This window comes from Xanthomonas sp. LMG 12459 (assembly GCF_009192905.1).
Taxonomy (GTDB): domain Bacteria; phylum Pseudomonadota; class Gammaproteobacteria; order Xanthomonadales; family Xanthomonadaceae; genus Xanthomonas_A; species Xanthomonas_A sontii.
Map to the genome: position 1 here is coordinate 1 of NZ_NSGT01000086.1, position 14,251 is coordinate 14,251.

Consider the following 14,251-nt stretch of genomic DNA (forward strand, 5'->3'; position numbering starts at 1 on the left):
AGCTTGCACGATGCTGCGCCGGTGCGGGAACCGGCCGACACAGGATGCTGGCCCGCGCCGCGGGCGCGTTAGCGCGATCCAACGGAATTCTTGTACGATCCTGCAAGCCGCGTCGCGCCGTGGTCCGCGCCGGCGCAGCATCGTGCAAGCTTGCCTTCCTCCTCCGCACGCTACGGCGCCCTTGCCGATGACCGCGCTCGCCCACCGCTACCAGGAAATGGCCGCCCTGGTTGCCCGATTGGCCGTCCCCGATGGCGACCACGACACCGCCATCGACGGCTTCTTCTGTTCCTACCGCTCCGCGCCGTCGCCGAAGACGCATACCGCGCAATGGCCGGTCTTCGCGCTGGTGCTGCAGGGCGAGAAATGCCTGACCCTGGGCAACGAGGAGTACCACTACGGCGTGGGCACCTTTCTGCTGGTGACGCTGGATCTGCCGGTGGTCTCGCGCATCACCCAGGCCAGCCCGGAACAGCCGCTGCTGGGCGTGGGCATGTCGATCCGGCCGGACCGGCTGCGCGAACTGCTCGAGCGCATTCCGTTGCCGCCGCAGGTGGGCGCCGAGCGCACGCGCGGGGTGTCGGTCAACACCGCCTGCCCGGACCTGCTGGACGCGACGCTGCGCATGCTGCGGCTGCTGGAACGCCCGGCCGACATCGCGGCGATGGCGCCGCTGATCGAGCAGGAGATCCTGTATCGCCTGCTGGTCGGGCCGTGCGGGCCGAACCTGCTGCGCATCGCCCAGGAGGACAGCCCCAGCAACCGCATCGCCAAGGCCATCGCCTGGTTGCGCCAGCACTACGCCGAACCGCTGCGGATCGAGGATCTGGCGCGCCAGGTCAACATGAGCGTGTCCTCGCTGCATCACCATTTCAGCGCGGTCGCGGCGATGACGCCGCTGCAGTACCAGAAGCAGTTGCGCCTGCGCGAGGCGCGGCGGCTGATGGTGGTCGAACGCATGGACGTGGGCGCGGCCGGCTACCGCGTCGGCTACCAGAGCCCATCGCAGTTCAGTCGCGAATACAGCCGGCTGTACGGGCGGTCGCCGCGCAGCGACCTGGCCGAACAACTGGGTCTGGCCGGCTGAGCGGTACCGGCACTGCGCGCGCCGCCTTGTGCATCTGACGTGCCGCTTGATCGACCAAGGGCCTCTCTCATCACTCCGAGGCACGTCCCGTAGGGGCGGCGTCAGCCGCTACGCGCGTTACCGGGAAAGCTTCGTCGCGACCGAAGTCGCTCCCACAGGGGCTTGCGGCGAGCCCGCCGGGTGCACTGTGGAAGGGACTTCAGTCCCGACGCATTGCGCCATCGGAACGCACACCACATCGCGCGTCGCGGTTGCATGACACTTGACTCCTACAGAGCAAGCCGCATCCGGCTTGCGTGTCGCCGGATCAAGCGATTCGAGGTGCTGCAGGCAGCGCGTTGGTGCGCTTCGGCGCCCGTGCAGGACCGGTGCCGTCCTGCACGGGCGGCACGCACTACTGCAGTTGCTTGAGCCGCGCGACGATCTCCTGCGCGTGGCGCTCGATCAGGCCTTCGGAGGTGCCCCAGGCGGTGCTGTTGGTCGATTCCACGTCGAACTGCGCGGCGGTCTTGCCGTTGGCATCGGCGACGGTGACGCGGCTCTTGATCTTGTCGCGCCCGGCCATGATGCCGGCCCAGAAGCGCGCACCGTTGCTGCGCATGTAGTAGTGATCGATGACGATGGTCATCTTGCGCGCATTGGCCTGACCTTGCGTGCCGTGCAGGTGCGCCGCGTCCAGTTGCGCGTCGAGCTGGCGGCGGAACATGGCCAGGCTCTCGGCGTCGGTGTCGTCGTTGCCGGTGAGCTGGTACCAGTAGGTTTCGGCGGTGGTCGCCTTGTAGCTCTGGTGCACCACGCTGTTGGTCGCGCAGCCGGTGGCCAGCAACATCACGCTCACCAGCGCGAGCGTTTTCCATTGCAGTTTCATGCTCTCTCCTTGTTGAATCCCCATGCCGGGGCGAACGCCGCCGGCCGCGGCAGCATAGCGGCTGCGCGCGGGCAGGCGGGAGGCCTAGCGCGTTGTCTCCGGATCGCCCAGCCACGCGGCCACGATCCGCGCATAGGCGCCGCTGGCCTTGCTCAGGTGCAGCCACTGGTCGACGTAGGCCTTCCAGGCCGTGTCGTCGCGCGGCAGCAGGAACGCCTTCTCGCTGTACTGCAGCGGCCGCTCCGGCGCCACCGCGCACAGGCCAGGCACCTGGCGCTGCTGGAAGCGCGCTTCGGAGGCGTCGGTGATCATGACGTCGGCGCGGCCCTCGCGCAGGTCGCGGAAGATGGTGGGGTTGTCGTCGGACAGGATCAGTTGCGCATGCGGCAGTTCGCGGCGGGCGAACGCCTCGTTGGTGCCGCCGCGCGGTTCGATCACCCGCACTTCGGGCCGGTCGATCTGGGCGATGGTGCGGTAGCGCGTGCGGTCGGCGCAGCGCACCAGCGGGATCTTGCCGTCGACCTCCAGCACCGCACTGAACCAGGCCTGACGCTGCCGCGGCAGCGATACCGAGATGCCGCCGACGGCGATGTCGCAGCGGTCGGCGCGCAGGTCCGGCAGCAGGGTCGGCCAGCGCGTGGGCACCCATTGCAGCTTGACCTCCAGGCTCTCGGCCAGCGATTGCGCCAGGGCGATGTCGATGCCTTCGTAGGTGCCGTCGCTGTGCAGGCGGCTGTAGGGCGCGTAGTCGCCGGTGGTGCACACGCGCAGCACGCCATCGCGAAGGACGCTGTCCAGGTGCGAGGGCGCGGCGTGCGCGGGCAGTGCCAGTACGGCGCCGAGCAGGCCGGCGGCCAGGCGTCGGATCATGCGGTTCTCCTGCAGCAGGGTGGGCGTCGGTGCCTGTTGGATGTACGCCGGCTGTCGCGCCGTCGGTGCGCGTCACCTTAGCCGTTTTGCGCATGCGCCGACGCAATCCCTGACGCGACAAGGCCTTGCGTGCACCGGGCGGGCGCCGGTGACGCCATGTTGCCGCTTGCCGCGCGCGGCGGCACGCGCCGGCAACGGAACTCGCGGCACGCTGTACCGGTCCGTCCCCCACATTCGTCCTCGCCGCCTGCCCATGGATTCTCGACCGTCGTGACCCCCCTTCCTGCGCAAGACCGATGGCTGCAGCTGTGGGCGGCACTGGCGACGGCGATGATCCTGGCCTTGCTGGGACGCCTGCTGTGGGGCACGCCGTCGGCGCCGCCGCGTGCCGTGGCCGAGGACGCGCTGCGCCTGGTGTTCCTGCCGCGGCAGCCCGCGCAGCGCGTTCCTGACCCGCCGCGGGTGTCCACGCGCGCGCCGGCCGTGGACGCGCGCATGCCGGCCGGGGCACGGCCGCCGCGCGGCGCCGCCGCGCCGCCGTCTTCGCCCTCGCAGACGCCGAGCGCGCCCGCCGCGGCCGCGACCGGCATGGCGGCGACGCTGTACACCGGCGACGGCCATCCGCGCCTGCCGGATGGCGTGGCGGTGGATCCGTTCGCGCAGGCGCCGGGCACGCCGCCGGGCACGCTCAATCCGCGCGACGTGGCCAAGTCCAGGCGCCTGCTCGAACGGCCCAACCCGATCGACTACCGGTCGACCCGTTTCGACAAGGATTGGGCCAGCGACGGCACCCTCGGCGACGTCGCCGTGCAGGGCATCGACCGGGCGATCAAGCAGCTGTTGCCGAAGAACACCCATCAGTCGGCGGTGGCGCGACCGCCGCCGGACGTGCGGTTCAATCCGGCGCTGCACGAGCGCGCCAGCGACCTCGGCAGCGAGGCCACCGGCGATGCCTACAAGGCCGCGCCGATCGCCTTCGAAAAGGCGCCCGGGTTGGATGGCGAAGCCAGTCGGCGGATTCGCCAGGCCCTGGCCGACCTGCAGCAACGTCGCGGCGCCTGCCCGGCGGCGCAGCGCGCGCGCCTGCTGGCGCCGGTGCAGCAGCACCTGGATGCGCTGCTGCAGGTGGAAACCGCCATGGCCAAGGGCGCCGACCCGATTCGCGCGCAGCAACTGCTGCCGCGCGAGGCCGACAGCGCCTACGACCTGGCGCGGCGCGCGCTGTGGTACGCCGATCAGAAGCTGGCGGCGTGTGCGCCGTAGGTGGGCGTGCAGGTCGGAGGACGCATGCAATGGTCGTCGCTGCTTGAAGCGCGAAGAGCGGAAGCCGCGAGCGATTCGACCTTGGCAGCAGTCGGGACTGAAGTCCCTCCCACGGTGCGCCCAGGCCGTGTGCTGCACGTTCTTGTAGGAACGGCTTCAGGCGCGACGAGCGAAGGCGGTGCGCTATCCGGCCGCTGAAGCAATCGGGACCAGAAACCCGCCCACGATGTTCCAGCCAGCGTGCCGCATGCCCCTGTGGGAGGGACTTCAGTCCCGACGCGTGGAGTCTGGTGCCATCGTGGTGTGCAGGAGCCTGGTCGCGGCTGAAGCCGCTCCCAGACACGTGTCGGAAACAGCGCCGGGCGACAGGCCGTCACCTGCGTCCACGCGCGCTGCGCGATGATGCGCGCCCATCCCATCCGAGCGTGTCGCCGATGCCGCTTGCCCGTGCCGTGCTGTGCCTGCTGCTGTGCTGTGGCGTCGTCGCCGACGCGGCAGCGCGCACGGTGTACCGCTGCGTGCGCGACGGCACGGTCAGCCTGGCTACCGCGCCGGAACCGGGTTCGCGCTGCACCCCCAGGGAACTGGACGATGCGGCGATCGCCACGCCCAATCTGTGGGGCAACCTCGGCGTGTTCAGCGGCACCCTGTACGAGCGCGAGCAGGACGGGCAACTGGTCTACTCCACGCGCAATCTGCCGGGCTCGCGGCCGTATCTGCGCTTCACTGCGGTCACGCCGCCGGGAGAGGTGGCGCATCCCGGACTGGGCAAGCTCGGTGCGCCGCAACTGCAGGCGCATGCCAAACAGTTCCGCGCCGCGGCGCGCGCCACCGGGGTCGACGAGCCGTGGCTGCGCGCGATCGCGCATGCCGAGAGCGGCTTCGATGCCGCCGCGGTCTCGCCCAAGGGCGCGCAGGGGGTGATGCAACTGTTGCCCGAGGTCGCCAGGGAGTACGGCGTGCGCGATCCGTTCGCGGCCGACCAGTCCATCGACGGCGGCGCCCGCTACATGCGCGCGTTGCTGCGCCGCTACGCCGGCGATCGGGTGCTGGCCGCGGCGGCCTACAACGCCGGCATCGGCGCGGTGGCGCGCTACGGCGGCGTGCCGCCGTACGCGGAGACCCGCGCGTACATCGACAAGGTGATGGCGCTGTACCAGCGCTACCGCATCGCGATGGGGATGGCCGTGGAGACGCCCGCGCAATAGCGGCGGCGCCCACCGCCCGCGGCGGCTCAGAGCGCGACGGCCTCCGCCTCGGCTTCGGCCGTTGCTTGCGCGTGCGGCGCTGTCGGCGCCGCGGCCGGCGCCGCATACAGATCCAGCAGCAACAGGGTCACGCCGTTGGTCCAGCCGAAGCCGTCCTGCAGCGCGTACTCGCCGCCGCCGCCGCCCTTGGCCTGCGCGTCCACGCCGTACTTCTCCACCAGCTTGTGCTGCTGCGCGAACAGCGCCTGCACCCGCGCCAGGAAGCGGCTGCCGATGCGCTGCGCCAGCGCGTCCTGGCTGTAGCGGCGCAGGCCGTCCACGGCGATCCACTGCAGCGGCGCCCAGCCGTTGGGTTCGTCCCACTGCTGGCCGGTGTGCAGGCGCGTGGTCGCCACGCCGCCGGGGCGCAGCAACTGCGCCTGCACGGTGTCGGCGCTGCGCTTGGCCCGTGCCGGCGAGGCGACCCCGACGAACAGCGGGTACAGCGCCGCGGCGGTGACCTGGTCGCGCAGCCGGCGCTGCTGCCAGTCGTAGTCGGCGTAGTAGCCGGCATCGCTCCACAGGTGCTTGTCGATCGCGGTCTTGCGCGCGCTGGCCAGGGCCGCGTAGTCGGTATCGCAGCCGGCCGCGCCGGGGTTCTTGGCGCAGGCCAGGGCCAGGGTGCTCTCCAGGTGGTAGAGCAGGCTGTTCAGGTCGACCGGGACGATGGCGGTGGTGCGGATGCTGGCCAGGGTCTTGCGGTCGCCGAGCCAGCGGCTGGAATAGTCCCAGCCGCTCTCGGCGCCGGCGCGCAGGTCGCGGTAGACCTCGGCGGCGGGGCGGTCCTTGGCCTCGGCGGCGGTGCGCACGTCGTGCAGCCAGGCTTCCGGGCGCGGCGTGTCGCGGGCGTCCCAATAGCGGTTGAGCAGGCTGCCGTCGGCCAGCCGCACCACGTGCGCATGCGCGCTGCCCGGGGCCAGGGTCTGCGCGCCTTCCATCCAGTACGCGTATTCCTTCTGCAACTGCGGCAGGTAGCGCGCGTAGGCGTCATCGCCCTCCACCTTGGCCTGCAACTGCACCATGTGCGAGAAGAACGGCGGCTGCGAGCGGCTCAGGTAGTAGGTGCGGTTGCCGTTGGGGATGTGCCCGTAGGTGTCGATCAAGTAGGCGAAGTTGTCCAGCATCTGCCGGCTGCGTTCGTGCTCGCCGCTCTCCACCAGGCCGAGCATGGTGAAGTAGGAATCCCAGTAGTAGACCTCGCGGAAGCGCCCGCCCGGTACGACGTACGGGTGCGGCAGCGACAGCAGGCTGCTGTAGGGCGGCACGTCGACCTGGCGGCGCACCAGCAGCGGCCACAGCGCGTCGATGTGCTCGCGCAGGCCGGTGTCCTGGCGGATCGCCTCGGTCTGCACCGGGCCGGATTCCTCGAAGTTGGCGGCGACGAAACGGCGCAGGTCGAAGCCCGGCTGCTGGCGCTGCGCCAGATAGTCGGCGTTGATCAGCGCCGGGTCGCGCAGCGGCAACGCGTCGACGAAGTGCTTCTGGTCGTCGAACAACTCCTGCTGCTGCACCGCCTGGAACAGTTCCGGGTAGGCCAGGTCGGGCGTCTGCGGCGGCGGTGCCGGCGCGGTCAGCGTGGTCGCGGGCGCGGCCTCCGCCATGGCGGTGTCGGTGGTGCCCAGCAACAGGCCGAGCGACAGGCTCAGCAGCGGGGTGCAACAGGGAGGAGCGGCATGGCTCATGTCGGGTCCAGAGCAGGATGCGTGCGGCATGGTAAACGACCGAAGCGGAGACGGGGGCGCGCGGCCGGATCCGGTGCGTGGCCCACCCGATCCTGCCCTGGCGGCCGCGCGCCGCCCGGCTCGTACCGGTGAGAGACCGCGACGCCTGGGGGCATGCAAGAACGGGGCCGCTGAGGCGGGGCGGGTGTCCGTCGCCCGGTCGGCGGCCGGGAGGCCTCTTCAGCCGGATGGGTGGCGCCGCCTGCCGGATCGGGGCGGTAGGTCGTCCAGCGCGCGGCCAGGGCCGGTACGCGTGAGTGCGCGCCCGCTGCGCCGACCAGCGCTGCCGGCGCGCCACGCGCGCCGGTCGGCGGTCCTCCCGCCGGTCAGGGCGCCTGCGGCGGCTGGCGATCCTTCTCGGCGCTGAGCGCGGCCTCGGCGCGCAGGAACACCTGCCCGATCGGCTCGTCCGCCCGCGTGGCCTGGGCGTCGCCGACCAGCACGGTCAGCCCGAGCGCCTGTTGCCGCGCGGCGATCTCGCGCAGGCCGCGCAGTTTCTGCTCGGCATCGGCGCCATGCAGCATGACGATGAACTCGGCATGCTCGGTGGCGCGGTCCACCGTGTCGGCGCCGCCGTCGTGCACGTAGCTGGCCAGGGTGCGGTCGAGCTGCTGCAGGCTGCTGCCCAGCAGGCGCTCGCTCTGCCGCTCGGCCAGCGCGGCCAGTTCCTGCACTTCCAGGATCACCACCCGGTAGCGGCCGTCGGCGGGGGCGTCCACGCTGGCGGCCGGATGCGCCTGCAGCAGCGCCTCGCGTTCGCGCTGCAGCGCGCGGCGGCGTTCGTCGAGCAGGCGCATGGCGGTGCGCGCCAGCGCGCGCAGACCGTCGCGCTGGGTCTCGGTGAGCTGGCGCGGCGCGGTGTCCAGCACGCAGACCGTGCCCAGCGCGACACCTTCTTCGGTGACCAGCGGCATGCCGGCGTAGAAGCGCGCGCCGGTGTCGCCGCGCACCATCTGCAGGTCGGCGAAGCGCGGGTCGTCGGCGAGGTCGGGCACTTCCAGCATGTGCTCGGGCTCACGGATGGCGTGGTCGCATACCGCCTGGCTGCGCTCGGTCTGCGGCAGCTCCAGGCCGATCCGTGCCTTGAACCATTGGCGGTCGCGGTCCAGCAGCGACAGCAGCGCGATCGGCGTGTCGCACAGCGCGGCGGCGATCTGCACGATGTCCTGGTATGCGGCCTCGGGCAGGCTGTCGACGATGCGGTAGCTGTCGAGGACACGCTGGCGCTGGGCTTCATCGGTCATGGGGCGGCGTCGGGTCTGGCGCGGATCGCGAGGCGCAGCACCATACCGCAGGGCGTGGCGAGGTCGCGTGGACAAGCGCGCAAGCGTGACGCGGCGCACGCCAAGCGTCGATGGCCACGCGTTGGCGATCAGTCGGCGGCGCCGACGCCGAGCGCGCGCAGCTGCGCCTGCAGCGTGGCGGCGTTGTCGAGGGCGTGGCCGAGCGCGGTGTTGTCGAAGATCACCCAGGCGTCGTGCGGGTGCGGCGTGGTGGCGAGGACGCGCTCGGCCAGGTTGCGCAGCGTGGCGTCGGCGTAGTCGCTGTAGTAGACGCGCGGCGCGCCATGCCAGCGCCAGTAGGCCGGCGCCGCCGCGCCTGCCGGCTGCGCGGCGCTTGCGTCGAGGGCCGGGTCGGCGGCCACGCGCGCGATGCGATGGCGCTGCCACAGTGCCTCGGCGCGCGCGCTGAACCAACTGGCATGGCGCGGTTCGCAGGCAATGCCGCCGTGCCAGCGGCGCCGCAGCATCGCGAAGAACGTGCTGGCGATGCGCGCATCGAAGGCCAGGCTTGGCGGCAGTTGCACCAGCAGGCAGCCGAGCCTGTCGCCGAGATGGCCGACCTCGCCGAGGAAGGTCTGCAGCAGTGGCGCCACGCGGGACAGGCGCGCGTCGTGGGTGATGGTGCGTGGCAGTTTGGCCGAAAAGCGGAACTCCGTCGGCACGCTGTCGGCCCAGCGCTGGTAGGTGCTGGCGCGGTGGGCGCGGTAGAACGTGGAGTTGATCTCGACCGCGTTGAAGCGGGTGGCATAGCGCGCCAACTGGCTGGCGCCGTCGCCGACCAGGGCGCGTTGCGTGCTGGCGATCGACCAGCCGGCGCAGCCGACGCGGATGCGGGGAGCGACGACGCAGCGGGGAGAAGCGGTCGGCATCGGCGGTGGCAGGCCAGGACAGGCCTTGCGGATACCAAGCGTTGCGGCCAGGCGCCGTGAAGGACAGGAGCGGCGCGCCGCCTTGGCGACCCATCGGCGACCCACGCATGCGAGGGAAGATCGATGCCTGCAGGCTGCGCCGCAGCGCAACCTGCGCGTTCACTCACTGTCGTCGCATGTCGCATCGCGCGACGGCGATGCGTTGCGATGGCGCCGACGCCCCATGCTGGCGTCGGCGCGTGGCGCGTGGCGCATGGCGGGGCAGCCCCGCCATGCGTGTGCGGCGTTACTGCTTGGCCGCGGCCTTCGCCTTGACCGGCTGGCCGTCGCTGTCCAGCACCTGCACCTCGCCCAGCTTCAACGCACGCACCGGCGCTTCGATCTGCTTGAGGTCGCCGACGATGACCCAGGTCATCGCCTGCGGCGCCACGATCTCCTTGATCGCCGCTTCCGCCGCCGGCTGGTCGACCGCTTCCAGGCGCGTCTTCAGCGTCTGCACGTAGTCGTCCGGGCGGCCGTACTGGACGATGCCTTCCATCGCGCCGAGCACCGCACCGGTGGTCTCGAAGCTGCCCGGCAGGGCGCGCACGCGCTGTTCCTTGATCTTGGCGATCTCCTCGGCGGTCAGCGGCTTGTCGCCGACCACGGCCTTGGCCTCCTTGAGGATCTCGGCGGCCGATTCGGCGGTCTTGTCGGTCTGCACCGGGGCGAAGAACAGGAACGGGCGCTGGCCGATCGCGTCGATCATGAAGCTGTTGGCGCCGTAGGCCCAGCGCTTGTCCTCGCGCAGGTTCATGTTCAGGCGCGAGGTGAAGGTGCCGCCGAAGGCGCCGTTGGCCACGCCGATGGCGAGGTTGTTCGGCGCCTTGGTCGAGGGCGCCAGCAGGCCGGCCAGGATCAGCGACTGCGGGGCGTCGTCGCGGTTGATCAGGAACACGCGCGGCTTGGGCTGCGCGGCCACCTGCGGCAGGCTCTTGGTCGGGCGCTTGCCGGACGGGGCCTGCCAGTCGCCGAAGGCGGCATCCAGCTGCGGGATGATCTTGTCCAGGGTGGTATCGCCGGCGACCAGGATGCGCACGTTGTCCGGACGCAGCCAGTTGTTCTGGAACGCGCTCAGGTCGCCCGCGGTCAGGCTCTTGATCGCCGCCTCGGTGCCGGTGCCGGTGAGCGGCACGCCGTACGGATGGGTCGGGCCGTACAGCAGCGGCGGCAGGGTGCGCAGCGCCAGGCCCTGCGGCTGGGTCTTCTCCTGCGCGATCGAGGCCAGCCACTGGCCGCGGATGCGCTCGATGTCGTCGGCCTTGAACGCCGGGTTGCGCACGATGTCGGCGAACAGCTCCAGCGACGGCGCCAACTGGTCGTTGAGCGCGTTGAGCGAGGCGTCGCAGCTGTCCAGTTCGCAGGACACGCTGGTCATCGCGCCCAGGCGCTGGCGGCGCTGCGCCACGTCCACCGAATCCAGGTTGCGGGTGCTCTCGTTCATCAGCGCCGCGGTGAAGTTGGCGGTGCCGAGCTTGCTGCCGCGGTCGGTCGCGTAACCGGCATCGAACAGCATCTGGATCTGCGTGACCGGGATGGTGTGGCGCTCGGCCAGCACCACCTCGATGCCGTTCTTGAGCTTGCCGCGTTGCAGCTGCGGGAAGCTCAGGCTCGGGAACTGGCTGGTCTCCGGCACGCCGGCCGCGCGGTCCACCTGCGACTTGCCGACGCTGTAGTTGCCCTTGGCCGGCAGCTTCGGCGCGGGCTTGCCCGGTGCCGCCGGCAGCGGCTTGACCGCCTTGTCCTCGGCCGCCGGATCGAAGCCTTCCGGCGCCGGCAGCACGGTCAGCAGGTAGTCGCCCTTGCCGAACCAGGTGTCGGCGGCCTTGCGCACGCTGGCGACGGTGGCGTCCTGCGCGCGCTGCAGGTCCTTCTTGTAGGCGCCCGGATCGTTGCGGTAGACCTGGCCCTCGGCCAGCACGGTGGCCTTGCCGCCGAAGCCGCCGACCTTCTCCAGGCCGCGCACGAAGCCGGCGCGGTAGCCCACCTGCGCGCGCTGCAGTTCGTCGGCGGTGGGGCCTTCGGCGAGGAACTTCTGCAGTTCGTCGGCGATGGCGGCCTCGACCTTGGCCGGGTCCACGCCTTCCTTCACGTCGGCGGTGATCTGCAGCTGGCTGGCCAGCGCGAACGACTGCAGGCCGGCGGAGACGTCGTCGGCCAGCTTGTCGCGGTAGACCAGGCGCTGGTACAGCCGGCTGGTCTTGCCGCCGCCGAGCACGGTGGTGGCCAGGTCCAGCAGCACCGCGTCGTCGGTGCCCAGTTGCGGCGCCACCCAGGTGCGGTAGATGCGCGGCTGCGCGACGTGGTCGTGCTGCACGCCGCGGGTCTGCTTGGCCAGCGGGGTGATCCACGGCTGCTGGCGCGGCACCGGGCGGCCGGCGGGGATGTCGCCGAAGTACTGCTCGGCCTTGGCCTTGGCCTGCGCCACGGTGATGTCGCCGGCCAGCACCAGGGTGGTGTTGGCGGCGCCGTAGTTGTCGTGGAACCACTGCTTGACGTCGTCCAGCGAGGCCGCGTCGAGGTCGGCCATCGAGCCGATGGTGTCGTGCTGGTACGGATGGTTGGCCGGGAAGATGTTGGCCAGGATGTTTTCGTCGACGCGGCCGTAGGGCCGGTTCTGGCCCTGGCGCTTTTCGTTCTGGACCACGCCGCGCTGGGTGTCCAGTTCCTTCTGGCCGATCGCGCCGAGCAGGTGGCCCATGCGGTCCGATTCCATCCACAGCGCGGTGTCCAGCGCGGTGGTCGGCACGGTCTCGAAGTAGTTGGTGCGGTCGAACCAGGTGGTGCCGTTCATGTCGGTGGCGCCGACCTTCTCGAACGGCTGGAAGTAGGTGCCCTTGTGGTTCTCCGAGCCGGAGAACATCAGGTGCTCGAACAGGTGCGCGAAGCCGGTCTTGCCGGCCGGCTCGTCGCCCGAGCCGATGTGGTACCAGATGCTCACCGCCACCACCGGCGCCTTGTGGTCCTCGTGCACCACCACGGTCAGGCCGTTGGGCAGGGTGAAGCGGGTGTAGGCGATCTCCGGCGCGGTCGCCTGGCCCGGCGTGGCCGCGGCCAGGGCCGCCGGCGCGGCGACCAGGGCGGCGCCGGTGCCGAGGGTGAGGATGCTGGAGATCAACAGCGACAAGGGACGGAGCATGGGCCGGGCCTGAGTGTGGACAGTGCGCCAGCATAGAGGGGCGGCGGCGGCCGCGGGAACGTGACTGATGGCACACCGCGCGGCGCCGCGTGGGCGGTCCGCCTCGCGCACGGCCCGCGCGGGGGAAGGGCCGTGCGGGTGGCGTCAGGGACGCAGCGGCGCGCTCAGCGTGCGGCGCAGAAGCCGAACTCGGCGGTGGCGCCGGGGGCCAGGGTCTTGTTCCAGTCCACGCCGCTGGCGCTGAGCGTGGTCCCCGACTGGGTCCAGGTGGCGTTCCACAGGTTGTTGACCGTGCCGCTGATCGACAGGGCGACGCTCCAGTCGCCGCTGCTGCCGCCGGTGTTGGTCACCTGCACGCGGTTGCAGTAGCCGGCGTTCCAGTCGCTGTCGACCAGCACCTTGGTGCTGAAGCTGCTGCCGGACGGCGGTGGCGTGGGCGTGGTGCCAACACCGCCACCACCCCCACCGTTACCACCGCCGTTGCCGCCGCCACCGCCCGTGCTGCTGCCGTCGCCGTCCCACAACTTCTTCAGCAGGGTCACCTTGTCGGTGCGCACCGTGCTCCAGTCGTCGTTGAGGATGCCGCCGGTGTCGCCGCTGTTCGGATTCCACGACCAGTAGAAGCCGCTGTGGATGCCCTTGCCGATCAGGTAGTCGACCAGCGCGTTCTGCCACTGCACGTCCAGCGGATTGCCCTGGCCGTACTTGCCGCCGAACTCGCCCAGCAGCAGCGCGTGGCCGGCCTGGGCGAACTGGCCGAAGTGCCGCTCCCAGATCGCCGGCATGTTGGCCGGGAAGTTGGACGCGCTGAAGTACGGCTGCATGTAGACGTCCGGTCCGTACACGTGCGGGGCGAGCAGCAGGCGGTTGGCCGGGATGGCCAGCGGGGTGCAGGCCAGCGGTTCCAGGTTCTCGCCCCAGAAGTGGGCGGTGTCGCTGGAGCAGGTGGACGTGTTGGAAATGCCTTCGACCACGATCAGCCAGTTCGGCGCCGCGTTCAGCACCACCGCCGACGCGCGTTCGGCGGCCTTGTTCCAGTCGGTGGCGGCATTGCCGCTGCCCCAGGTGGCGGCGCCGTGCGGCTCGTTCTTCAGATCCAGGCCGATCACCCCCGGTACCGACGCGTAGCGCTTGGCGACGAAGCTCAGATCATTCAGCCATTGCTGCTCGCTGTAGCTGCCGGTGTACCAGAGTTCGGAGATCGCGTTGCAGTCCGGGGTGTGGTGGTCGAGCAGCACGTACATGCCGCGGCTGCTGAGTTCGTTGATCACCTTGTCGAGCAGCTGCAGCGAGTTCAGGCCCTGCAGGTCCGGATTGCGGCTGTAGTCGATGCTGCCGGGCGAGACCGCCTGCAGCGTCTGCGGGCAGAACGGCAGGCGCACGGCGTTGAAGCCCAGGCCCTGCATCTGCGTGATCATGTCCTTCCAGTTGCGCGCCCACAGACCGTGCACGGTGTGCTGCGAGGTCTCGAAACCGAACCAGTTGACGCCGCGCAATTGCACGGCGTTGCCGGCGTCGTCCACCACCTTGCCCTGGTTGATGGCATAGCTCCAGGCCGAGCCGCTGGCGACCACGAGCGCCGCGGCCAGCAGGCAGCGGGTAATGCGGGAATGCAGGGATCGGTTCATCGCGATGCTCCGAGGGTGGCCGGTGCGGAGTGCGCCGGCCAAGGGGGCGGATACTTGGCGGCGATGATCGGCAGTGTCCGCCATGGCGGCCGTGACTGCCGTTGCAGAAGACGGGCTTGTCCACGGATTGCGCGCGGGAGCTGTGGTGATGTCCACGGGCGCGCCGTCGCCTGCTGAAAACGCCAACGGCAGCGTCGTGGGACGCTGCCGTCGAGGTTGAGCCCCGCGCGCTGCGCG

Annotated in this window: 10 protein-coding genes; 3 read left to right on the plus strand and 7 right to left on the minus strand. The window is 70.9% G+C overall.

The window, feature by feature from the left end:
• Positions 1 to 187 precede the first annotated feature (187 nt).
• Positions 188 to 1,087: an AraC family transcriptional regulator gene (locus CEK65_RS17105; RefSeq protein ID WP_152182470.1), complete on the plus strand. Its 900-nt coding sequence runs from the start codon at positions 188 to 190 to the stop codon at positions 1,085 to 1,087.
• A gap of 394 nt (positions 1,088 to 1,481) precedes the next feature.
• Here CEK65_RS17105 and CEK65_RS17110 read toward each other — a convergent pair whose 3' ends face one another.
• Both CEK65_RS17110 and CEK65_RS17115 read right to left on the minus strand, forming a co-directional pair.
• Positions 1,482 to 1,955: a DUF4410 domain-containing protein gene (locus CEK65_RS17110; protein WP_152182471.1), complete on the minus strand. Its 474-nt coding sequence runs from the start codon at positions 1,953 to 1,955 to the stop codon at positions 1,482 to 1,484.
• 84 nt (positions 1,956 to 2,039) lie between these two features.
• Positions 2,040 to 2,825 (minus strand): transporter substrate-binding domain-containing protein, encoded by a 786-nt coding sequence (locus CEK65_RS17115; protein ID WP_152182472.1) that lies wholly within the window; start codon positions 2,823 to 2,825, stop codon positions 2,040 to 2,042.
• Between the two features lie 270 nt (positions 2,826 to 3,095).
• On the opposite strand from CEK65_RS17115, the gene CEK65_RS17120 reads away from it, so the two are divergent.
• Positions 3,096 to 4,088 carry a hypothetical protein gene (locus CEK65_RS17120; RefSeq protein WP_226980624.1) on the plus strand — a complete coding sequence of 331 codons (993 nt, stop codon included), beginning with the start codon at positions 3,096 to 3,098 and terminating at the stop codon, positions 4,086 to 4,088.
• A gap of 434 nt (positions 4,089 to 4,522) precedes the next feature.
• Positions 4,523 to 5,296, plus strand: a complete 774-nt coding sequence (locus tag CEK65_RS17125) for a lytic transglycosylase domain-containing protein (protein ID WP_152182473.1) — start codon at positions 4,523 to 4,525, stop codon at positions 5,294 to 5,296.
• A 26-nt stretch (positions 5,297 to 5,322) separates the two neighbouring features.
• On the opposite strand, the gene treA is transcribed toward CEK65_RS17125, so the two are convergent.
• From treA to CEK65_RS17150, 5 genes are all read right to left on the minus strand, one after another.
• Entirely contained in the window at positions 5,323 to 7,017 is a 1,695-nt protein-coding gene (treA, locus tag CEK65_RS17130) for an alpha,alpha-trehalase TreA (protein WP_152182474.1), read from the minus strand.
• 365 nt (positions 7,018 to 7,382) lie between these two features.
• Positions 7,383 to 8,300: a GAF domain-containing protein gene (locus tag CEK65_RS17135; protein WP_150411337.1), complete on the minus strand. Its 918-nt coding sequence runs from the start codon at positions 8,298 to 8,300 to the stop codon at positions 7,383 to 7,385.
• A gap of 128 nt (positions 8,301 to 8,428) precedes the next feature.
• Positions 8,429 to 9,208 carry a DUF72 domain-containing protein gene (locus tag CEK65_RS17140; RefSeq protein WP_152182475.1) on the minus strand — a complete coding sequence of 260 codons (780 nt, stop codon included), beginning with the start codon at positions 9,206 to 9,208 and terminating at the stop codon, positions 8,429 to 8,431.
• Positions 9,209 to 9,494: 286 nt separating this feature from the next.
• Complete coding sequence (locus CEK65_RS17145) at positions 9,495 to 12,386, minus strand: pitrilysin family protein (protein ID WP_152182476.1); 2,892 nt, start codon at positions 12,384 to 12,386, stop codon at positions 9,495 to 9,497.
• A gap of 164 nt (positions 12,387 to 12,550) precedes the next feature.
• Entirely contained in the window at positions 12,551 to 14,014 is a 1,464-nt protein-coding gene (locus CEK65_RS17150; RefSeq protein WP_152182477.1) for a glycoside hydrolase family 5 protein, read from the minus strand.
• Between the last annotated feature and the right edge of the window lie 237 nt (positions 14,015 to 14,251).